The organism is Sanguibacter suaedae (assembly GCF_016342785.1).
GTDB lineage: Bacteria > Actinomycetota > Actinomycetes > Actinomycetales > Cellulomonadaceae > Sanguibacter > Sanguibacter suaedae.
This window is the reverse complement of the sequence record NZ_JAEINH010000015.1, coordinates 1-22873: the sequence shown is the minus strand read 5'-3', so window position 1 is coordinate 22873 and position 22873 is coordinate 1. Positions and strand designations below refer to the sequence as shown.

The window sequence follows — 22873 nt, the reverse complement described above, 5'->3', positions numbered from 1 at the left end:
CACGTGCACCACCTGTCCTCGCTTCGTCGGGAGGGCCCCCTGTCCTCAGAGGCGCTCGGCCGGAGGTCCCGCCGGCTCGTGCGACCCGTCGTGGTCGCCGTCCGCGGGGGTCACCGCCAGCCAGTAGAAGTCTCTCGAGCCCAATGTCATCACGACTTCACCCGCTGCGCTCACCGAACCCAGCCGTGCGCCTCCGAAGAGGTCGACGAGCGAGGCGCCCGCGTGCTCGGGGAGCGTCACGTGAGCCGACCGTGCGGTGGCCGCGAGGTTGGTGACGCAGAGGATCGTCTCGTCACCGGTGACGCGCAGGAACGCGAGCACGGACTCGTTGTCGACCGGGACGGGGACGTACGTGCCGGTCCCGAAGGCGGGGTGCGCGCGCCGAACCTTGAGCATCCCGTGGACCCAGTGGAGCAACGACGTCGGTTGGGCCCACTGTGCCTCGACGTTCGCGTGCTGGTAGTTGTGCACCAGCGACTGGACGAGCGGCAGGTAGAGCTTGCCGGGATCGGCCGTCGAGAAGCCTGCGTTGCGGTCGGGCGTCCACTGCATCGGGGTGCGGACGGCGTCGCGGTCGGGCAGCCAGATGTTGTCGCCCATCCCGATCTCGTCGCCGTAGTAGAGGCACGGGCTGCCGGGCAGGGACAGGAGCAGCGCGTGGGCGAGCTCGATCTCCTTGCGCGAGTTGTCGAGCAGCGGCGCGAGCCGTCGCCTGATCCCGATGTTGGCCCGCATGCGGGGGTCCGGTGCGTACCAGCCGTACATGGAGGCGCGTTCCTCGGTGGAGACCATCTCGAGCGTCAGCTCGTCGTGGTTGCGCAGGAACGTGCCCCACTGGGCGCCGGCGGGGATCTGCGGGGTGTCGGCGAGGATGTCGACGATCTGCTTGGCCCGCTGGTCCTTGATCGCGTAGAAGATCCGGGGCATGACGGGGAAGTGGAAGCACATGTGGCACTCCGGCTCCTCCTCGGAGCCGTAGTACTGCACGACGTCCTCGGGCCACTGGTTGGCCTCCGCGAGCATGATCCGACCGGGGAACTCGGTGTCGATCATGGTCCGCACGCGCCGGAGGAACTGGTGCGTCTCAGGGAGGTTCTCGCAGTTCGTGCCCTCCGCCTCGAAGAGGTACGGGACGGCGTCGAGGCGGAACCCGTCGACGCCCACCTGGCACCAGAACCGGGCGACGTCCATCATGGCGTCGACGACGCGGGGGTTCTCGAAGTTGAGGTCCGGCTGGTGGGAGAAGAACCGGTGCCAGAAGTACTGCCGGCGCACCGGGTCGAAGGTCCAGTTGGACGTCTCGGTGTCGACGAAGATGATGCGGGCGTCGGGGTACTTCGTGTTGTCGTCGCTCCACACGTAGAAGTCGCCGTAGGGGCCCTCGGGGTCCGAGCGCGAGGCCTGGAACCACGGGTGCTCGTCGCTGGTGTGGTTCATCACGAGGTCGATGACCACGCGGATCCCGCGCTTGTGGGCCTCCTCGATGAGCTCGGTGAAGTCGCTCATGGCGCCGTACTGCGGTGCGATGGCCGTGTAGTCCGCGACGTCGTACCCGCCGTCGCGCAGCGGCGAGGGGTAGAACGGCGGGAGCCACAGGCAGTCGATGCCGAGCCACTGGAGGTAGTCGAGGCGCTGGATGACGCCTCGGATGTCCCCGGAGCCGGTCCCGGCGGAGTCGGAGAACGCGCGGACGATGACCTCGTAGAAGACCGCGGTCTTGAACCACTCCGGGTCGTCGGTCAGACCCTGGTGGACGGCGCGGCCGTCCTCGGGGTGGTCGCTCGTACCGCCCCCGGGCGCGGTGGGCTGCCGGCGGGGCGGGAGGGCCGCGATCGGGATGGGTGCGGTGATCGGCGAGGTGCCGGGGTGGGTCGTCAAAGAGGCCTCACGTGGATGATGTGCGCGCAGTTCGCGTACGGGTCGAGCTGGACGAATGGCTGTGCACCCCAAGCGTAGGTGTCCGAGGTGAGCAGGTCGTGCGCAGCGAAGGTCTGGGTGTCGCCGGAGGGGATGCCGAGCGCCTCGAGGTCGAGGTGCAGCGTCGCGGCCCGCGTCGCGTGCGGGTCGAGGTTGACCACGGTGATCACCGTGTCGGCCACCCCCGTGGGCGAGTGCTCCGCGGCGAGGTGCGAGGAGAAGGCGATGATCGAGTCGTCCGTCGTCGGGTGGACGGTGAGGTTCCGCAGCTGGCGCAGTGCGGGGTGGGCGCGCCGGATCTCGTTGAGCCGGGTGAGGAGGAGCGAGATGCCGACGTCCTCGGCCTGGGACCAGTCGCGGGGCTTGAACTCGTACTTCTCGTTGTCGATCTGCTCCTCGACCCCCGGGCGCGGGACGCGCTCGGCGAGCTCGTAGCCCGAGTAGATCCCCCACGTCGGGGACGCGGTGGCGGCGAGGACGGCTCTGATCGCGAACGCTGCCACACCGCCGTGCTGGAGGTACGGCGGGAGGATGTCGTGGGTCGTCGGCCAGAAGCTCGGCCGCATGTAGGCGCCTGCGGAGCCGCTGACCTCCTGGAGGTACTCCTCGAGCTCCTCCTTGGTGTTGCGCCACGTGAAGTACGTGTACGACTGGTGGAAGCCGATCTTCGCGAGGGTGTGCATCATGGCGGGCTTGGTGAACGCCTCGGAGAGGAAGACGACGTCGGGGTCGGTCCGCCGGATCTCGAGGAGGAGCCGCTCCCAGAAGGGCAGGGGTTTGGTGTGCGGGTTGTCGACGCGGAACGCCGTGACGCCGTGGCGGATCCAGAGGCGCAGCATCCGCAGGATCTCCGTGTAGATGCCCTCGGGGTCGTTGTCGAAGTTCAGGGGGTAGATGTCCTGGTACTTCTTGGGCGGGTTCTCGGCGTAGGCGATGGACCCGTCGACGCGCGTGGTGAACCACTCCGGGTGCTCGGTGACCCACGGGTGGTCCGGGGAGCACTGGAGAGCGATGTCGAGGGCCACCTCGAGACCGAGGTCCCGGGCGCGGTCGACGAAACGGTCGAAGTCGTCGAAGGTGCCGAGCTCGGGGTGGATGGCGTCGTGGCCACCGTCCGCGGAGCCGATGCCGTAGGGCGACCCGGGGTCGCCCGGCACGGTGGTGAGCGTGTTGTTGCGACCCTTGCGGTTCGTGGTGCCGATGGGGTGGATCGGCGTGAGGTAGACGACGTCGAAGCCCATGGCGGCGATGGCCGGCAGACGCTCGGCGGCCGTGTCGAAGGTGCCCGACGTCCACTCGCCCGTCTCGGGGTCCTGGGTCGCACCCTCGGACCGGGGGAAGAACTCGTACCAGGCGCCGGTGAGCGCCAGGGGCCGGTCCACCACGAGGCGGTAGGCGGGGGAGGGGGAGACCATGTCACGCAGCGGGTTGCGCTCGAGGGTCTCGAGGACCTCGGGCGACGTCGCGACGGCGAGGCGGGCGAGCGGCGGGCGCTTGGTGTCCTTGAGCGCGCGGACGACGCCCCGCAGGAGGGTCCCCTCGGCCCTGGGGAGCCGTGGCCGGGTCGCTGCGCGGGTGAAGAGCGCCGCCCCCTCGGCGAGCATGAGGTCGACGTCCACGCCTGCCTCGATCTTGATCGTGGCGTCGTGGACCCACGTGCCGACCGGGTCGGACCAGCCCTCGACGCGCAGCATCCACTCGCCGAGCTCGTCGGGGACCATCTCGGCACGGAAGCGGTCGAGGCCGGGCGCCACGTCGACCATGCGGGCGGTCCTCGTCTTGCCCGTGGGCGAGACGAGGACGGCGGTCGCGGCGACGGCGTCGTGCCCCTCACGGAAGACGGTGGCCTCGACGGGGACGACCTCGCCGACGACCGCCTTGGCGGGCCAGGTGCCGTGCTCGACGACGGGGGCGACGTCGACGACGGGGATGCGGCCGAGGTGCACGGTGGTGCTGCTCACGGCCGCGGGGCGGCGGGACGCGCGGCGTGGCGTCCTGGCTGGAGATCGGTCGGCGGTCTCTGGTGCACGGGGGGTGGGCCGGGGAGTCGTCGCTCCGGTCGGCTGCTGGGTGCGCTTGGAGGTCACACACCGAACCTACCGACACATCGCCGGACCGGACACCCGAACGGGTCTGGCGCGTCCGTCGCGCACGTCGCGGCAGGCCTGTGCAGGTCGGGCGGACCCGTTCCTCGAAACAGGTGTGCAAAGCCCCGTTGGTCGATAGTGTCGGGAGCGTGAAAGCCATCCGTAGATTCACTGTCCGCACCGTCCTGCCCGCCGTGCTGCAGGAGCTCGACGAGCTCGCTCAGAACCTGCGGTGGTCCTGGCACGGCCCCACCCGCGACCTGTTCGAGCGTCTGGACCCCGAGGTCTGGCGCGACGTCAAGGGCGACCCTGCCGCCCTGCTCGGCGCACTGACGCCGGACAAGCTCGACCGCCTCGCCGCGGACCCGGAGGTGGTCGACGCGGTCCACGCCGCCGCGGCCGACCTCCGGACCTACCTCACGGCACCTCGCTGGTACCAGGGTGCGGGCGACGACCTCCCCGAGGCCATCGCGTACTTCTCGCCCGAGTTCGGCATCACCACGGTCCTCCCGCAGTACTCGGGCGGTCTGGGGATCCTCGCGGGCGACCACCTGAAGAGCGCCTCCGACCTCGGCGTGCCGATCGTCGGCGTGGGCCTGCTCTACGGTGCCGGGTACTTCGTGCAGTCCCTCACCCGCGACGGGTGGCAGGTCGAGGACTACCCGCTCCTCGACCCCGACAACCTGCCCATCACCCTCCTGCGCGAGGACGACGGTCTCCCCGCGCGCGTCAGCCTCCCGCTGCCCGGTGGGCGCACCCTCCACGCCCACGTGTGGATGGCGGCGGTCGGCCGCGTCCCGCTCCTGCTCCTCGACTCGAACATCCCCGAGAACGACGACCTCGCCCGCAAGGTCACCGACCGCCTGTACGGCGGAGGCGGCGAGCACCGCCTCCAGCAGGAGCTCCTCCTCGGCGTCGGCGGCGTGCGCGCCCTGCGCCTGTGGTCCCGCCTCACGGGCGCTCCGGCGCCCGAGGTCTACCACACGAACGAGGGGCACGCCGGGTTCCTCGGGGTGGAGCGCATCGCCGAGCTCGTCGGCGACCACGGGCTGACCTTCGACGAGGCCCTCGAGGCCGTGCGGTCCGCCACCGTGTTCACCACGCACACCCCCGTCCCCGCCGGCATCGACCGGTTCGGTACCGACACGATCAGCCAGTACTTCGGCGGCAGCAACGAGATCCCCGGGGTCCCGCTCGACCGCATCCTCGCGCTCGGCGCCGAGGACTACGAGGGTGGCGACCCCACGGTCTTCAACATGGCCGTCATGGGCCTGCGCCTCGGAGGTCGCGCCAACGGCGTGTCCCTCCTCCACGGCGAGGTCTCCCGCGGCATGTTCAACGGCCTGTGGAGCGGCTTCGACGAGTCCGAGGTCCCCATCGGGTCCGTCACCAACGGTGTCCACGCCCCCACCTGGGTGGATCGGCGCCTGAGCGAGCTCGCCGAGGACCGGTTCACCCCGGAGGAGCTCGAGGACGCCACCGGGTGGCTCCGCCCCGACGGCGTGAGCGACGCCGAGCTGTGGTCGGTGCGCCGCGAGCTGCGCTCGCAGACGGTGGAGGACGCCCGGCGGCGGCTGCGTGCGTCGTGGCGCCTGCGCGGTGCCAGCCCTGCCGAGCTCGGCTGGGTCGACGACGCACTGTCGCCCGACGTCCTGACGATCGGCTTCGCGCGGCGCGTCCCGACGTACAAGCGCCTCACGCTCATGCTCCGCGACCCGGAGCGGCTCAAGGCGCTCCTGCTGCACCCCGAGCGTCCCGTCCAGCTGATCATCGCGGGGAAGTCGCACCCCGCGGACGACCAGGGCAAGCGCCTGATCCAGCAGCTGGTGCGCTTCACGGACGACCCGGAGGTCCGCCACCGCATCGTCTTCCTCCCGAACTACGACATCGGCATGGCGCAGATGCTCTACCCGGGCTGCGACGTGTGGTTGAACAACCCGTTGCGTCCGCTCGAGGCCTGCGGTACGTCCGGCATGAAGGCGGCCCTCAACGGCGGTCTCAACCTCTCCATCCTCGACGGCTGGTGGGACGAGTGGTTCGACGGCGAGAACGGGTGGGCCATCCCCACGGCCGACGGCGTGGAGGACGCGGACCGTCGCGACGACCTCGAGGCGGCGGCGCTCTACGACCTCGTCGAGTCGCAGGTCGCGGCCCGCTTCTACGACCGTGACGAGTTCGGGGTGCCGAAGCACTGGATGCAGCAGGTGCGGCACACCCTCGCCACGCTCGGCCCGAAGGTCCAGGCGACGCGCATGGTCGCCGACTACGTCGAGCGCCTCTACGCGCCGGCGGCGCGTGCCGGACGTCGGCTCAACGCCCCGGACCACTCGGGCGCCCGGGACCTCGCACGGTGGAAGAGCACCGTGCGCGGCGACTGGGCGCACGTGCGGGTCGACCACGTCGACTCCGAGGGTCTCGGGGAGGCCCCGAAGGTCGGGGACCGTCTCGCCGTGAAGGCCTACGTCTCGCTCGGCGGCCTGAGTCCCGAGGACGTCGACGTGCAGATCGTCCACGGCCGGGTGCTCGAGACGGACGAGATGTCGTCGTTCGTCACGGAGTCGCTCGCGCCGGTCGAGACGTACGAGGACGGACGCCACGCCTTCGGTGGCGAGGTCGTCCTCGAGGCGTCGGGGCCGTTCGGGTACACGGTGCGCATCGTGCCGCGGCACGCCGGTCTCGCGAACGTCGCGGAGCTGGGGCTCGTCGCGAACGCCTGAGCACGCAGCACGACGGCGGCGGTCCTCCCTCGGAGGGCCGCCGCCGTCGTCGTCACACCTGCGTCGGCGCGGTGGGTCCCTCGGAGCAGTGGGCGACGTACACCTGCATGCTCAGCGGTTCGAGCGCGACCGTCTCGCCGGCCGTGACGTCCTCGGGGTCGGGTTCGTCGACGGCGACGTGCGCGCCGAGCTCGGACGGGTTCTCCCACGCGCTGTCCCACACGAGAGCCCAGTCGCGGCTGGAGTTCCCCTGTCCGGCGAGCGTGACCTCGGCGCCGTCGAGGGTGCCGTTGACGACGAGGAGGACGTGCGGGTCGTGCGCGTCCTCCTTGCCGGTGATCCGTCCGCGGCGGAGCATCTGCACGATGCGCACGGCGGGGTCGTGCCACTCGTCGTGGGTCACGGGCTCGCCGCCGGCCCCGTACCAGGCGAGGTCCGGCTGCGAGGGGGCGTCGTGCTCCTGGGGGCGTCCCAGGAAGAACTCGTCGACGTGCAGGGCGGGGTGCTCGCGGCGCAGGGCCAGGAGGTACCGGGTGGTGTCGAGAAGGTCCTTGCGCCACGGCGAGAGGTCCCACCGGACGTAGGACAGGTCGTTGTCCTGGCAGTACGCGTTGTTGTTCCCACGCTGCGTGCGGCCCATCTCGTCACCCGCGGTGATCATGGGGGTCCCGGCGGAGAGCAGGAGCATGCCCATGAGGTTCCGGACCGATCGCCGCCGCAGAGGGGCGATCTCCATGCCGACGGAGTCGAACGGGACGGGCCCCTCGATCCCGTGGTTCCACGAGCGGTTGTCGTTGCTCCCGTCCCGGCCGTTCTCGCCGTTGGCGAGGTTGTGCTTGTGCTCGTACGCGACGAGGTCGGCCATGGTGAACCCGTCGTGCGCGGTGACGTAGTTGATCGACGCGACGGGGCCTCGCACGAGCGGCGGGTCGCTGTGCCCGAAGAGGTCGGCGGACCCTGCCAGGCGGGTCGCGAGGTCCCGGATGCCGTGCCCCGGGCGCCCGTGCGCGGCCTGGGCGGGGTCGGAGAGCCAGAAGCTGCGGGTGGCGTTGCGGAAGCGGTCGTTCCACTCGGCCATGGGTGCGGGGAAGTGCCCGGTCTGCCATCCGCCCATCCCGACGTCCCAGGGTTCGGCGACGAGCTTGAGCCCGTTGAGCACGGGGTCGGTCTGGAGGGCGACGAGGAAGGGGTGGTTCGCGGTGAAGCCGGTGGAGTCCCGTCCGAGGGTGACGGCGAGGTCGAAGCGGAAGCCGTCGACGCCCACCTCCTGCGCCCAGTAGCGCAGGGAGTCCAGCGTCATCTGGACGACCCGCGGGTGCCGGAAGTCGAGCGAGTTGCCGCAGCCGGTGACGTCCACGAGGGCGCCGGGCGCACCGTGCTCGTGGAGGTAGTAGACGGAGCTGTCGAGCCCGCGCCACGAGAGGTGCTGGCCCGGGACGCCGCCCTCGCACGTGTGGTTGTAGACGACGTCGAGGATCACCTCGATGCCCGCCTCGTGGAGGAGGTGGACCATCCCGCGGACCTCGTCGAGCACGGCGCCGGGCCCGGCGTCCTGCGCCTGCCGGGTCGCGTACCCGGGGTGGGGGGCGAAGAACCCGAGGGTGTTGTAGCCCCAGTAGTTGGTGAGGCCCTTGTCGACGAGGTGCGGCTCGGTGGTGAAGGCGTGGACGGGCAGGAGCTCCAGGGTCGTGACCCCGAGGTCGGTGAGGTGGCGGATGGTCTCCGGGTGCGCGAGGCCGGCGTAGGTGCCGCGCAGGTGCTCCGGGACCGTCTCGAGGTTCTGGGTGAGGCCGCGCACGTGCGCCTCGTAGATCACGGTGGCGCGCCTGGCCACACCCGGCCTGCGCACGGGCGGGTGGCCCTGGCGCGGGGCGACGACGACGGAGTGCGGCACGTGCTCGAGGGAGTCGCGGTCGTCGGCGGGTCCGTACGGGTCGCCGGACACGGAGCCGTCGTCGCCGCGCGTCGTGACGTGCCCGTACGTCTCCGGCCCGTGGCCGAGGTCGCCGACGATGCCGCGTGCGTACGGGTCGACGAGGAGCTTGGCGGGGTTGTGCCGCTGTCCGGCGCGGGGGTCCCAGGGGCCGTGCGTGCGGAACCCGTAGCGCTGGCCCTCGGTGACACCGGGCACGAACCCGTGCCACACGCCGTAGCTGTGCTCGACGAGGGGGATGCGGCGTTCCGTCCACCGGACGTCCGGTGAGCTGCCGGGGGCGGGGGCGGGGTCGACGAGACACAGGTCGACACCGGTGGCGTGCGACGCGAGGACGGCGACCTGCACGCCGCCGTCGACGACGTGGACGCCGAGAGGGGGGACGGGTCCGTGGACGGACCCGGTGGGGGCGGTGCTCATGAAGGGGGCAACCTCAAGGGGGGTCGGGGCACGTCTTCTGCCATGCGGGCACGGGGGCTGCTCCTCATCGGCCGCGTTGTAGGCTGCATTCGGATTGTCGCGATGGAAAGAGAGCCACCCGTAATGAGGATCGTCGTCCCAGTCAAGCACGTCCCGGATATCCACTCCGACAGGCAGCTCACCGAGGACGGACGGGTGGCTCGCGGCGCGGAGGACGGGACGCTCAACGAGCTCGACGAGAACGCGGTCGAGGCCGCGCTCCAGCTCGTCGAGGCGCTCGGCGCGGAGGGGCGTGCCTCGAGCGAGGTCGTCGCCCTGACGGTCGGCCCGGTGGAGTCCGAGGCCGCGCTGCGCAAGGCGTACCAGCTGGGTGTGGACACCGCGGTGCGCGTCACGGACGACGCCGTCGCGGGTTCCGACGTGTTCGGGACCGCCCGTGCCGTCGCTGCCGGCATCCGACGCCTTGCGCAGGACGGCCCGGTCGACCTGGTCATCACGGGCATGGCCGCGCTCGACGGTCTGGGGTCGGTGGTGCCGGCGCTGCTGTCCGCGGAGCTCGGTCTGCCGCAGCTCGCGCTCGCCGCCCGGCTCTCGGTCGTCGACGGGGTCGCCGAGATCTCGCGCGACCTCGACGGGGTCACTGAGGTGCTCACGGCGCCGCTGCCTGCCGTCGTGAGCGTCACGGACCACGTGAACACCCCGCGCTACCCGAACTTCAAGCTCATCATGGCGGCGCGCACCAAGGACGTCACGGTGTGGGACCTCGCGGAGCTGGGCCTCGACCCTGCGGAGGTGGGGGAGGGCGCCGCGCGTGCCCGCGTCGTCTCGAGCGGGCCGCGCCCGCCGCGCGAGCCCGCGGAGATCGTCACCGACAAGGGTGAGGGCGGCGTCGCGCTCGCCGAGTACCTCATCCGCAACGACCTCGTCTGAACCGCGAACGGACTGATCATGGCTGACTCGACCGACCGTACCGTTCTCGTCCACCTGGACACCCCGGCGCAGGGCCTGCGCTCCCCGGCCCTCGAGCTCCTCACGATGGCTCGCGGGCTCGGGTCCGTCGTCGCCGTGGCGCTCGAGGAGCCGTCGGAAGGCACGCTCGACCAGCTCGCGGAGCACGGGGTGCGCGAGCTCCTCGTGACCGAGCTGTGCGGGGCGCCCGGCGCCGACCCGCACCTCACGCCCGTCGCCGCGGAGGCGCTCGCGGCCGCGGTGGCGGCGTCCGGGGCGACCGTGGTGCTGCTGTCGTCGTCCTTCCCCACGAAGGAGGCCGCGGCGCGTCTCGCCCACGCGACGGGCGGAGGGCTCGTGCTCGACGTCACGGAGGTCTCCGTCGACGGTGACGGAGCCGTCGTGGGTGCCAAGCGCGTCCTCGCGGGGACGTGGGACGTCGCGTGCGCGGTGCGCTCCGAGCCTGCGGTGCTCACGGTGCGGGCGAACGCGGTCGTCGCGACGCCCGCTCCTGCGCGGTCCGAGGTCGCGGTCCGCCGCGTCGCCGTGGAGGTCACGGCCACCGCGACCGCGGCGAGGCTCGTCTCCCGCACGGAGCACGAGCCCGCCGGGGGCGGCAGCGGCCGCCCGGCCCTCGCCGAGGCCGCGTACGTCGTCGCCGGTGGTCGGGGGACCCTCGGGGACTTCGGGCCGGTCGAGGACCTCGCCGACGCGCTCGGGGCGGCGGTGGGCGCGACGCGCGACGCCGTGGACGAGGGCTGGGTGGGGCACGACGCGCAGATCGGGCAGACGGGGGTCACCGTGGCCCCACGCCTGTACGTGGGTGCGGGCATCTCCGGCGCTCCCCATCACCGGGGTGGCATGCAGTCGTCGGCGGTCATCGTCGCGGTGAACAACGATCCCGACTCGCCGATCTTCGAGATCGCGGACTTCGGTGTGGTGGGCGACCTCGCCGAGGTGCTCCCGCAGGCTGCGGCGACCATCCGCGCGCACCGCGCCTGACGTCCGGACGCCAGGTGTTCACCTGGCATCCATCAGCAGGTCGGACATTGATCGCACACCGCCCATAGCGTTCCCGGGTCAGCACCCTCGCGACCTCGGAGAACGTCATGACCATGACCCCTGCATGCGCGCCGGCAGCCCCGCTCGACCCCTCGGGGCTCGCGGACGGCGGCCGCTCCCTCCTGCCGATGGTCGGCCACACGCAGGGCAAGCGGAGTCCGGTGACGTGCCACCTCAAGTGCGCCGACGCGTGCTTCCACCCGGTGCCGAACACGAGCCCCAACGAGTACTTCCGGGACGTCGCCAGCCGCGCCCTGAGTCGACGCGCGGTCCTCGGAGGTGCGGGTGCCGGCGCGCTCGCACTCGTCGTGGGTGCTGCGCTCCCGCCGTCGTCGGCCGCCGCGGAGCCGCTCGCCACGTCGGGGAAGGGGGGCGGGTCGCGGGCCGGGCTCGCATTCGGGGCGATCGCCCCCCAGCCGGCGACCCAGGACGCGTTCACCGTCCCCGACGGGTACGCGTGGAGTCCCGTGATCCGGTGGGGTGACCCGATCCTCCCCGGCGGGCGCGCGCTCGACCTGGCGGACCAGACCGAGGCCCAGCAGCTCCTGCAGTTCGGGTACAACAACGACTACCTCGACCTCATGCCCCTCGACGACTGCAAGGGTCGCGGGTTCTACAACGGTCGGCGCCAGGAGTTCTCGCGCAAGCGGGGCAAGGGCCGGGGCAAGGACACCGGCAAGCCGCGCAGCAGCAGCCGCAAGGCGCTGCTCGTCGCCAACCACGAGTACGTCAACCCGTCCATCATGTTCTCCCCGACGGAGGACCCCGCGGTGCTGTCCGAGCAGCGCCGCGTGGCGATGGCCGCCCAGGGGATGGCCGTCGTCGAGCTCCGACGCAAGCGTGCCGGGCAGCCGTGGACGTACCAGGTGAGCAGCGACTACAACCGGAGGATCCACACGGGCACGGCGTTCGACGTGTCCGGCCCGGCCGCGGGCTCCCCGCTCCTGCGCACCGTGGCCGACCCGTCCGGGACCACGATCCTCGGGACGCTCGGCAACTGCGCCGGCGGCACCACCCCGTGGGGGACGGTGCTCTCCGGCGAGGAGAACTTCAACGGGTACTTCCGGACGGCGGGCACGTCCGCCGGGGACGCCCGCTACGGGCTGCGCGACTCCGCGACGTCGGGAGGGTGGGAGCACGAGGACCCGCGCTTCGACGCACGCAACCCGGGTTACGAGAACGAGCCCAACCGTTTCGGCTGGATCGTCGAGCTCGACCCGTACGAGCCGGACGCCGCACCGGTGAAGCACACGGCCCTCGGCCGGTTCAAGCACGAGGGCGCCAACGTGTGCCTCTCCGCGGACGCCCGCGCGGTCGCCTACATGGGCGACGACGAGCGCTTCGACTACCTGTACAAGTTCGTCTCGACGCAGCGCATGCTGCCCGGCGGGTCGAAGAAGGACCGCGCGCACAACAAGCAGCTCCTCTCCTCGGGGTCGCTCTACGTGGCCCGGTTCTCCGGGACGTCGCCGGCCGAGGAGATCGACGGCACGGGCACGCTCCCGTCCGACGGTGCCTTCGACGGGACGGGTGAGTGGGTGCCCCTGACCATCGACGGCGTGAGCCAGGTCCCGGGCTTCGCCGACGACGAGGTCGTCGTCCTCGCCCGTCTCGCGGCCGACGCCGTCGGTGCCACGAAGATGGACCGGTGCGAGGACGTGGAGCCGAGCCCGACCACGGGCCGCGTGTACGTGGCGTGCACCAACAACACGAACCGTGGGAAGACCGGCCAGGAGGGGGCGACCGAGGTCAACCCGCGCCTGGCGAACAGGGACGGCCACGTCGTGGAGATCGCCGAGGACGGCGGCGACGCGGCGTCGACGACGTTCCGCTGGTCGCTCCTCCTCGTGTGCGGGGACCCCTCGCGGAACGTCTCGACGTACTTCGCGGGCTTCCCCGCGGACCGTGTCTCGCCCATCTCGTGCCCGGACAACGTGGCGTTCGACGACTCGGGCAACCTGTGGATCTCCACGGACGGCCAGCCGGGCACCATCGGGCTCGCGGACGGCTTGTTCAAGGTCCCGCTCGAGGGTGCGGAGCGCGGGCACGTGCAGCAGTTCCTCGCGGTGCCCGTCGACGCGGAGACCTGCGGCCCGGTGATCCACCAGGACGACCAGATGGTGTTCGTCGCCGTCCAGCACCCCGGGGAGGACGGGACGGTCGCGGCCCCGACGTCGACGTTCCCGGACTACGTCCCTGCAGGGGCCACCGCCCCGGCCGGCGCCGTCGCGGGGCCGCGCCCCAGCGTCGTCCAGGTGTGGCGGGCATGACCGGTCGGGCGTGACGTCGTGGGGGTCACAGGCCGTGCCGGTCGCCGGGACCGGCACGGCTCGTAGACTGGGTTCTCGTGACCCCCACCCGTTCCGCGTACCTCGACCACGCGGCCACGACCCCCATGTCACCGGCGGCCGTCGAGGCGTTCGCCGCCCAGATGGCGCTCACGGGCAACCCGTCGTCCCTGCATGCCGACGGACGTGCCGCGCGCCGCGTCGTCGAGGAGTCCCGGGAGCAGGTCGCCGCGGCGCTGGGGGCGAGACCGAGCGAGGTCGTGTTCACGAGCGGCGGCACGGAGGCCGACAACATCGCCGTCAAGGGGATCTTCTGGTCCCGTCGCGTGACCCACCCGGAGCGGCGACGGATCCTCGTCTCCGGCGTCGAGCACCACGCGGTCCTCGACCCGGCGTTCTGGATGGCCGAGCACGCGGGCGCGGAGATCGTCCTCCTCGGCGTGGACGCCGAGGGCAGGCTCGACGTGGAGGCGCTGCGCGCGGAGCTCGCGGCGCACGCCGACGAGGTGGCGCTCATCAGCGTCATGTGGGCCAACAACGAGGTCGGGACGCTCCAGCCGATCGCCGAGGTGGTGGCCGCCGCGCGCCCCTACGGCGTCCCCGTGCACTCGGACGCCGTCCAGGCCGCGGGGAAGATCGAGCTGGACTTCGCGGCGAGCGGCCTCGACGCCCTCACCGTGTCGGCCCACAAGCTCGGCGGGCCGGTGGGCGTCGGTGCGCTCCTCGCCCGTCGCAGCCTCGACATCACCCCGGTGTCCCACGGCGGGGGCCAGGAGCGCGGCGTGCGCTCGGGCACCGTCGACGCGGCCGCGATCCGCTCGTTCGCGGTCGCGCTCACGGAGGCCGTCGACACCAGGGACGCGGTGAGCACCCGGGTCTCCGCCCTGCGCGACCGTCTCGTGCGTGGCGTCCGCGCCGCTGTCCCGACGGCGGTCCTGCGCGGCCCCGACCCGCTCGGCGACGGCGCGGCGCGACGCCTCCCGGGCAGCGCGCACTTCACGTTCCCGGGGTGCGAGGGCGACTCCCTCCTCTACCTCCTGGACTCGGCGGGCGTCCGGACGTCCACGGGCTCGGCCTGCCAGGCGGGCGTCCCCCAGCCGTCGCACGTGCTCCTGGCGAGCGGAGTGGGCGAGGAGGACGCCCGAGGCGCCCTGCGCTTCTCCCTGGGCACCACGTCCAGCGAGGAGGACGTCGACCTCCTCGTCGAGGTCCTCCCCGAGGTGGTCGAGCGCGCCCGGGCTGCCGGCCTCGCCTCCGCGGGCATCGGCGCCGGCCGCTCGCGCCAGGCGCAGGAGGCCCACGGATGAGGGTCCTCGCAGCCATGTCCGGCGGGGTGGACTCCGCCGTCGCGGCGGCGCTCGCGGTCGAGGCCGGCCACGACGTCGTCGGCGTCCACATGGCGTTGTCGCGGAACCGTGACCAGTTCCGGTCCGGCTCACGCGGCTGCTGCTCGATCGAGGACGCGGGTGACGCGCGCCGCGCGGCGGACGTCCTCGGCATCCCGTACTACGTGTGGGACCTCTCCGAGCGGTTCGAGGACACGGTGGTCGCGGACTTCCTCGCGGAGTACGAGGCGGGCCGGACCCCGAACCCGTGCGTGCGCTGCAACGAGCACATCAAGTTCGAGGCGCTCCTCGACAAGGCGACGGCCCTCGGGTTCGACGCCGTCGCGACGGGCCACTACGCCCAGGTGGTGCTGCGGACCGCGCCCGACGGGACGGAGGTCCGCGAGCTGCACCGGTCGCCGAACACCGCGAAGGACCAGTCGTACGTCCTGGCCGTCATGGGCCCGGACCGGTTGCGTCGTGCGATGTTCCCCCTCGGCGGGTTCGCCTCGAAGGACGAGGTGCGCGCCGAGGCCGCAGCGCGAGGGCTGAGTGTGTCCGCGAAGCCCGACTCCTACGACATCTGCTTCGTCGCCGACGGCGACACGCAGGGGTTCCTCCGCGACCGTCTCGGCGCCCGCCCCGGGGCGATCGTCGACACCGAGGGCACGGTCCTCGGCGAGCACGACGGTGCCTACGCGTACACGGTGGGCCAGCGCAAGGGCCTCGCCCTGGGACGTCCCGCGGCGGACGGCCGACCCCGGTACGTGCTCGACGTGCAGCCGGTGAGCAACACGGTGGTCGTCGGCCCGGTGGAGCTCCTCACGGTGGACCGGCTGGTCGGCGACCGCGCGGTGTGGTTCGCCGACGACGTCCTCGCCGCGGCACCTGACGACGGCTGGTTCGACGCCGAGGTCCAGGTGAGGGCGCACGGTGCGCCCGTGGCGGCGCGGGCCCGTGCCGTCGACGACCGGAGCGGGGTCGAGGTCGAGCTCGTCGGCGACGGCCTGCGGGGCATCGCGCCCGGGCAGTCGCTCGTCCTCTACGCGGGCACCCGCGTGCTCGGGGAGTCCACGGTGGTCAGCGCCAACCGCGCCCGTGGGCGCGTCTCGTGACGGGGGTCACCGGCCCGGGTCCGTGGCCCGGCCCCGACGTGCTCGACGCGCAGTCCGCGGTCCTGGGCGACCTTGTCGACGTCCCCGAGGGGGTGGACGGCCTCCCGTTCACCGTCCAGCTGGCGAGCCGTGGACCGGGGGCGGAGCCGCTGGGCAGGACGGCCGCGCTGCTCGTCGACATGCCGAGCGAGCTCGGACCTCACGGCTGGCGCCTCAGCGACCGCCCGGGCCTCGACCTCGAGCGCTCCCGGGCGTACCTGCGCGAGGACCTCGACGCCCTCGCCGTCGCCGGCTACGGCTACGCGGGTCCGCTCACCGTCCAGGTCCTCGGGCCGTGGACCCTCGCCGCGAGCCTCTACCTCGCCCGGGGCGACAGGGTGCTGTCGGACGCGGGCGCGGTGCGCTCGCTCGTCGAGTCCCTCACCGCCGGCGTCTCGGACCACGTCGCGGCCGTCCGCGCCCAGGTCCCCGGAGCCGAGGTCGTCGTCCAGGTGCACGAGCCGCTCGTCGCGCAGGTCGCGGCCGGGGTGCTGCCCACGTTCTCGGGCTACTCCCGCCTGCGCGCGGTCGAGGGGCCCGCCCTCGTCGACGGGCTGCGGCCCCTCCTCGACGGGGTGCGTGCCCTGGGGGCCAGGAACGTGGTCCACGTCGGCAGGTCGTGGGTGGGCGTCGCCCCCGCGGTCCACGCGGGCGCGGAAGACCTCGGTCTCGACCTCGCACCCGTCGCCACGTGGGACGAACGCGTCTGGGAGCTCGTCGCGCGCGCCACCGAGAGGGGCATGCGGTTGTGGGCGGGCCTGCCGCCCGCCCACATCTCGCAGTGCGCCGGTGCCGACGTCCGGGGTCTCGCCGACGTCGTCGCCGTGCCGTGGCGCCGCCTCGGGCTGCCTCTCGAAGGCCTGTCCGACGTCGTGCTCACGTCGCCCCTCGGTCCGCTCACCGGTCCGGCGCCCGGGAGCTCTGAGGAGGCACGGGGTGCTCTCGGCACCACCGTGCGCGCGGCGGGCGCGCTCGCCGACCTCGCGCACGGCTGAGCCGTGCGCAGCCTCTTCGTCGACACCACACCCCTGCGCGAGTCCCCGGAGTTCCGCCGCCTCTGGTGGGGCCTGGGCATCTCCAACCTCGGCGCCCAGCTGACCGTGGTCGCCGTCGGCCTCCAGGTCTACGCCCTCACCGGGTCGACCTTCTCGGTCGGGCTCCTCGGCGTGTCCGCGCTCGTGCCGCTCGTCGTCCTCGGCCTCTACGGCGGCGCGCTCGTCGACGCCTACGACCGCCGGACGGTCGCGATCGCCGCGTCGGTGGTGCTGTGGCTCGTCACGGCCGGCCTGGCGGCCCAGGCGTGGCTCGGCACCGGGTCGGTGCACCTGCTCTACGGGCTCGTCGCCCTGCAGTCGGCGGCGTTCGCCGTGAACAACCCGGCACGGACGGCCATCATCCCCAGGCTCGTGGGCCCACGGCTCCTGCCCGCGGCGAACACGCTCATGACCATCACCTGGAACGTGGCGCTCACGGTCGGGCCGCTCTCGGCCGCGCTCCTCGTCGCACGCTGGGGGTACGGCGTCGTCTACACGGTGGACGTGCTGTGCTTCTCCGCGGCGCTCTGGGCCCTCGTGCGTCTTCCCGGCATGCCGCCGGAAGTCACCCCGGGGTCCGACGACCCGAGCACCGGACCGGCGACAGCGCCCGCACGTCGACGGCGCGTGGTGGGCTTCCGGTCCGTCCTCGAGGGCCTCCGGTACCTCGCCACCCGTCCCACGGTCCGCATGACGTTCCTCGTGGACCTCGTCGCCATGGTCCTCGCCATGCCCCGCGTCCTGTTCCCGGCGGTCGGCGTCGTCGTCCTCGGCGGGGGAGAGGGCACCACGGGGGCCCTGACCGCGGCGCTCGCGGCCGGTGGCCTGCTCGCGGGGGTGTTCTCCGGGGGCCTCACCCGGCTCCATCGCCAGGGGGTGGTCATCGCGTGGGCGATCGTGGCATGGGGGCTGTCGGTCGCGGCATTCGGCGGGGTGCTGGTCCTCGCGGGCCGGACGACGCCCGACGGGGTGCTCCCGGTCGCCCTCGCCTGCGCGCTCCTCACCCTCGTCCTGTGCGGGGCGTCGGACGCCGTGAGCTCGGTCTTCCGCCAGACGATCCTCCAGTCGGCGACGCCTGACGCGATGCGCGGCCGGCTCCAGGGGGTCTTCGTCGTCGTCGTGGCCGGCGGTCCGCGCCTGGGCGATCTCGTCCTCGGCGCCCAGGCCTCGTGGTGGGGCGAGGGGTGGGCCGCGGTCGTCGGCGGGCTGGGGTGCGTCCTCGTCCTCGGCCTGCTCCTGCGCGCCCAGCCGCGCCTCCTCGCCTACGACGCCCGGGACCCGGTGCCCTGACGCGGGCTCGCACCGGTGTGCGGGCCCGCGGCGGTCACGGTGCCAGCCGCTCCCAGAGGAAGCGGTAGGCGAGAGCGGACATGAAGGCGGCCTGCTCGTTGTCGGCCGCGCCTCCGTGACCGCCCTCGATGTTCTCGTAGTAGGTGACGTCCTTGCCGGCCGCGAGGAGCCGCGCGGCCATCTTCCGGGCATGCCCCGGGTGGACGCGGTCGTCGCGCGTCGACGTCGTGAGCAGGACCGGCGGGTACATCCGGTCGGGGTCGACGAGGTGGTACGGCGAGAACGTTCGGACGTGCTCCCACTGGGCCGGGTCGTCGGGGTCGCCGTACTCCGCCGCCCACGACGCCCCCGCCAGGAGCCGGGTGTAGCGGCGCATGTCGAGGAGCGGCACCTGGATCACCACCGCCCCGAAGAGCTCCGGGGTGCGGACGAGCATGTTGCCGGTGAGCAGCCCGCCGTTGGACCCGCCCTGGATCCCGAGCCGTGCGGGGGCGGTCACGCCCCGGGCGACGAGGTCGCGGGCGACGGCCTCGAAGTCCTCGTAGGCGCGGTACCGGTTCTCCTTGAGCGCCAGCTGGTGCCACCGGGGCCCGTACTCGCCGCCACCGCGGATGTTCGCGACGGCGTACGCGCCGCCGCGGGCCAGCCACGCACGTCCCATCCCGCCCGAGTAGGCGGGGGTCAGCGAGATCTCGAAGCCGCCGTAGCCGTAGAGCAGCGTCGGCGTCGTCCCGTCGAGCGGCGCGCCCTCCGCGCGGACGAGGAAGTAGGGGACGCGCGTGCCGTCCGCCGAGGTGGCGAAGTGCTGCTCGGCGACCAGCCCGTCCGTCGGGAAGAACTCCGGGGTCGACTTCAGCGGCTCGGGGGCGGGGTCCGGCTCCGACCCGTCGCCGAGGTGCGCCAGCGACAACGTCGTGGGGGAGAGGTAGCTCGTCGTGACGAGCCAGAGGTCGTCGGACTCGTCGCCGTCGACGGCCCGGACCGAGACGGTGCCCACCTCGGGACCTGCGGGCAGCGGCCGACGCGCCCAGCCGCCGGACGCGGGGTCCGCGGGCGGGGTGAGGACCTCGAGCCGGTTCGTCACGTCGTCGAGGAGCGTGAGCACGAGGTGGTGCCGCGTCCACGTCGTACCGGCGAGGCTCGTCGTCGGTGTCGGCTCGAAGAGCACGGCAAGGTCGCGCTGCCCCTCGAGATAGGCGTCGAACGGCGTGCCGAGCAGCGCACCGGCCGGGTACGTGTGTCCGTCCACCTCCCAGTCGTCCCTCAGCTCGATCACCATGTGGTCGCGCTTCACGCCGACCTCTGCCGACCTGGGCACGTCGACGAGGACGAGGTCGTCGCCGTCCCGCACGTAGAGCTCGGAGCTGTAGAAGGCGAGGGAGCGAGCCACGAAGTCGCGCTCGTACCCGGGGGTGTGGCTGCGGAAGGCGTGGACGTACATGTCCTCGGCGGTGCCCTCGTAGACGACGGTCGCCTCCTCGAGCGGCGTCCCGCGCCGCCACTCCTTGACGATGCGGGGATATCCCGCGGTGGTGAGGGTCCCAGGCCCGAAGTCCGTGTAGACGTAGACCGTGTCCTCGTCGATCCACCCGGCGCCACCCTTGGACTCCGGCCGCACGAAACCGCCGTCTTCTGGCGCCACGATCTCCAGCGTCTCGAGGTCCAGCTCCCGGGTCACGTCCGCGTCGGCCCCGCCTCGCGAGAGGTCGACGAGGGCTCGTCGGCAGCCGGGCCGCAGGATGCTCGCGCCGTGCCACACCCAGGCCTCGCCCTCGGCCGCCCCGAGGGCGTCGACGTCGAGGACGGTCTCCCATGCCGGCGACTCGGTCCGGTACTCCTCGGGCGTGGTGCGGCGCCAGATCCCGCGAGGGTGCTCGGCGTCCTTCCAGAAGTTGTAGAGGTAGGGACCGGCCTTGCTCACGTCGGGGATCTTCGCGTCGGAGTCGAGCACCTCGCGGATCTCGTCGCGCGTCCCCGCGAAGCCGCGGCTCGTCCCGAGCGTCGCGGTCGTCTCGGCGTTGCGCGCCCGCACCCACGCGAGCGCGTCGTCCCCGTCGACCTCCTCGAGCCACAGGTAGGGGTCGTCCACGTCGTGCGGTGCGGGACGTCCGGTGGCAGGAGGCGTGCGCTGGTCGCTCATGAGCACTCACCCTACGAGGTCGGCGGACGAGCGTGGCGTGGGTGGTCCGCGCCATGATGGTGCTGTGAACGCCACCGCACCCTCGACCCCACCGCCGGCCGACCCCGCTGACGAGACGCCCGGCCCCGACCTGGACGGAGCCGGGCCGAGCGCGGGGCACGGAGCACAGGTCGCCCACGCCCAAGGACGTGCGGCGGCCGACGCGCGGGCTCGCTGGACCGCGCTCGCGGAGGAGATCGACCGGCACCAGTTCGCGTACTACGTGCGGGACGCCCCGACGGTCTCGGACGCGGAGTACGACTCGATGCTGCGGGAGCTCGACCGGATCGAGCAGGAAGAGCTGGGTGGACCTCCCGAGAACTCGCCCACCCAGCGGGTGGGCGGCACGTTCTCCACCGAGTTCGCGGCCGTGGACCATGTCGAGCGGATGCTCAGCCTCGACAACGCCTTCGACGCGGAGGACCTGGCCGCGTGGGCGGAACGCGTGCACAAGGAGGTGGGGACCGTGGAGGTCCACTACCTCTGCGAGGTGAAGATCGACGGCCTCGCCATCTCGCTCGTCTACGAGCGGGGACGTCTGGTGCGTGCGGTGACGCGTGGGGACGGGCGCACGGGTGAGGACGTGACGCTCAACGTCCGCACCATCGAGAGCGTCCCGCAGGTCCTCGGCGGCGACCCGGCGACCCACCCGGACCTCATCGAGGTCCGGGGCGAGGTCTTCATGCTCGTCGACGAGTTCGCCGCGCTCAACGAGTCGCAGGTCGCGGCGGGGCGTGCGCCCTTCGCGAACCCGCGCAACGCCGCGGCAGGGTCGCTCCGGCAGAAGGACCCTCGGGTGACCGCCGCGCGTCCGCTGCGGACGTACGCCCACGGCATCGGTGCGCTGCGGTGGCCGGCTGGGGTCCCGGCCGTGCCGATGCGTCGCCAGTCGGAGGCGTACGAGGTCCTCGCGGGGTGGGGGATCCCGCTCTCGCGGCACAACAGGGTGGTTCGGGGCCTCGAGGAGGTCCAGGAGATGATCGACCACCACGGTGCGCACCGGCACGACATCGAGCACGAGCTCGACGGCATCGTGGTGAAGGTCGACGAGACCTCCCTGCAGCGCCGGCTGGGTGCGACGAGCCGGGCCCCGCGGTGGGCGATCGCCTACAAGTACCCACCGGAGGAGGTCAACACCCGCCTCCTCGACATCCGTGTGAACGTCGGCAGGACCGGGCGGGTCACGCCGTACGGCGTGATGCAGCCGGTGCTCGTCGCGGGCTCCACCGTCGAGATGGCGACGCTGCACAACGCGAGCGAGGTCCGACGCAAGGGAGTTCTCATCGGGGACACCGTCGTGCTCCGCAAGGCGGGAGACGTCATCCCGGAGATCGTCGGACCGGTCGTCGAGCTGCGCACCGGTCGCGAGGCGGAGCTGAGCGAGTTCGTCATGCCCACCGAGTGCCCGTCGTGCGGTACACCGCTGGCGCCTGCGAAGGAGGGGGACGTGGACATCCGCTGCCCCAACTCCAGGAGCTGCCCGTCACAGCTGCGGGAGCGTGTCTTCCATCTCGCCGGCCGGGGCGCCTTCGACATCGAGGCCCTCGGCTGGGAGGCGGCGATCGCCCTCGTCGACCCGGAGCACAACCGTCCTGAAGGCGCCGAGGTCGAGCCGCAGGTCCCGGTCCTCGCGAACGAGGCGAGGTTCTTCGACATCGGGGTCGACGACCTCGAGCACGTGCGGGTGTGGCGCGAGAAGAAGACGAAGGGCGTCGGTACCGGCACGTGGGAGCAGGTGCCGTTCTTCTGGACGCGTGGGACGGCGAAGGTCCCGCCGAAGCCGACCGCCACCACCGTGAAGTTCTTCGAGCAGCGGGAGAAGGCCAAGGCGCAGCCGCTGTGGAGGGTCCTCGTGGCTCTCTCCATCCGCCACGTGGGTCCCACGGCCGCGCGAGCGCTCGCGACCGAGTTCGGGTCGCTCGACGAGATCGACAGGGCGTCGCTCGAGGATCTCGCCGCCACTGACGGCGTCGGGCCGACGATCGCGGCGGCCGTGAAGGAGTGGTTCGGGGAGCCGACGGACACCGACAGCTGGCACCGTGAGGTCCTGGACCGGTGGCGTGCCGCGGGGGTGCGGACGGCGGACGAGGTCGACGAGAGCCTGGTCCGCACCCTCGAGGGACTGACCGTGGTGGTCACCGGATCTCTCGACGGTCTGAGCAGGGATGGGGCGAAGGAAGCGATCATCGCTCGCGGTGGTAAAGCCGCCGGCTCGGTCTCGAAGAAGACCGACTTCGTGGTGGTCGGGGAGAACGCGGGGACCAAGGAGACCAAGGCGCGTGAACTGGGCCTGACGATCCTGGACGAGCCTGCGTTCCTGCGGCTCCTCGAGGGGGGACCCGAGGCCGTCTGACGGCGGGCGCGTCCCTCGTGACCGCGGTCACGGAGGCGAGGGTTGACGTGGTGTTCACGTCCGCGTAATGTTCTGGATGTCAGCCCGACAGGGAGGCACAGACACCACTGCGAGGCCCGTGAGGGCTGGCGCGAAGTGGCTGGTCCCGGGGTTGGTTTCCTCACTT

13 protein-coding genes are annotated in these 22873 nt (G+C 72.5%); 9 read left to right on the top strand and 4 right to left on the bottom strand.

From position 1 onward, the window contains the following. Positions 1-45: 45 nt before the first annotated feature. Together treS and JAV76_RS13730 are read right to left on the bottom strand one after the other, a co-directional pair. Positions 46-1878 carry a maltose alpha-D-glucosyltransferase gene (gene treS, locus JAV76_RS13735; RefSeq protein WP_198734645.1) on the bottom strand — a complete coding sequence of 611 codons (1833 nt, stop codon included), beginning with the start codon at positions 1876-1878 and terminating at the stop codon, positions 46-48. Continuing rightward, a complete protein-coding gene (locus JAV76_RS13730) occupies positions 1875-3878 on the bottom strand; it encodes an alpha-1,4-glucan--maltose-1-phosphate maltosyltransferase (protein WP_198734644.1) in 2004 nt (667 codons plus the stop codon). Before JAV76_RS13730 ends, treS begins: the two co-directional genes overlap by 4 nt. A gap of 275 nt (positions 3879-4153) precedes the next feature. Between JAV76_RS13730 and glgP the strand changes: the two genes are divergently transcribed. After that, positions 4154-6721, top strand: a complete 2568-nt coding sequence (glgP, locus tag JAV76_RS13725) for an alpha-glucan family phosphorylase (RefSeq protein ID WP_198734643.1) — start codon at positions 4154-4156, stop codon at positions 6719-6721. A 52-nt stretch (positions 6722-6773) separates the two neighbouring features. Here the strand turns inward: glgP and glgX are convergent, their stop codons facing one another. Continuing rightward, positions 6774-9074, bottom strand: coding sequence for a glycogen debranching protein GlgX (glgX, locus tag JAV76_RS13720; RefSeq protein WP_198734642.1), 2301 nt, complete (start codon positions 9072-9074; stop codon positions 6774-6776). A gap of 123 nt (positions 9075-9197) precedes the next feature. On the opposite strand from glgX, the gene JAV76_RS13715 reads away from it, so the two are divergent. The 7 genes from JAV76_RS13715 to JAV76_RS13685 all read left to right on the top strand — a co-directional run bounded on the left by JAV76_RS13715 (position 9198) and on the right by JAV76_RS13685 (position 18175). Further along, positions 9198-10004, top strand: coding sequence for an electron transfer flavoprotein subunit beta/FixA family protein (locus JAV76_RS13715; protein WP_198734641.1), 807 nt, complete (start codon positions 9198-9200; stop codon positions 10002-10004). An 18-nt stretch (positions 10005-10022) separates the two neighbouring features. Next, positions 10023-11024 (top strand): electron transfer flavoprotein subunit alpha/FixB family protein, encoded by a 1002-nt coding sequence (locus JAV76_RS13710; protein ID WP_198734640.1) that lies wholly within the window; start codon positions 10023-10025, stop codon positions 11022-11024. 188 nt (positions 11025-11212) lie between these two features. Then, entirely contained in the window at positions 11213-13354 is a 2142-nt protein-coding gene (locus tag JAV76_RS13705) for a PhoX family protein (protein WP_372403668.1), read from the top strand. Positions 13355-13431: 77 nt separating this feature from the next. Then, positions 13432-14679 carry a cysteine desulfurase family protein gene (locus JAV76_RS13700; RefSeq protein ID WP_198734638.1) on the top strand — a complete coding sequence of 416 codons (1248 nt, stop codon included), beginning with the start codon at positions 13432-13434 and terminating at the stop codon, positions 14677-14679. Continuing rightward, the gene (gene mnmA / locus JAV76_RS13695; RefSeq protein ID WP_198734637.1) at positions 14676-15812 is read left to right on the top strand and encodes a tRNA 2-thiouridine(34) synthase MnmA; all 1137 of its coding nucleotides are present in this window, start codon (positions 14676-14678) and stop codon (positions 15810-15812) included. The genes JAV76_RS13700 and mnmA overlap by 4 nt, the downstream gene beginning before the upstream one ends. After that, entirely contained in the window at positions 15809-16846 is a 1038-nt protein-coding gene (locus JAV76_RS13690; RefSeq protein WP_198734636.1) for a uroporphyrinogen decarboxylase/cobalamine-independent methonine synthase family protein, read from the top strand. The genes mnmA and JAV76_RS13690 overlap by 4 nt, the downstream gene beginning before the upstream one ends. Before the next feature lie 3 nt (positions 16847-16849). Next, entirely contained in the window at positions 16850-18175 is a 1326-nt protein-coding gene (locus JAV76_RS13685; protein ID WP_198734635.1) for an MFS transporter, read from the top strand. A 34-nt stretch (positions 18176-18209) separates the two neighbouring features. Here JAV76_RS13685 and JAV76_RS13680 read toward each other — a convergent pair whose 3' ends face one another. After that, on the bottom strand, positions 18210-20315 hold the full coding sequence (locus JAV76_RS13680) for a prolyl oligopeptidase family serine peptidase (protein WP_198734634.1): 2106 nt from the start codon (positions 20313-20315) through the stop codon (positions 18210-18212). A gap of 64 nt (positions 20316-20379) precedes the next feature. Here JAV76_RS13680 and ligA point away from each other — a divergent pair, with 64 nt between their 5' ends. Continuing rightward, positions 20380-22707: an NAD-dependent DNA ligase LigA gene (gene ligA, locus JAV76_RS13675; RefSeq protein ID WP_307844245.1), complete on the top strand. Its 2328-nt coding sequence runs from the start codon at positions 20380-20382 to the stop codon at positions 22705-22707. Positions 22708-22873 lie beyond the last annotated feature (166 nt).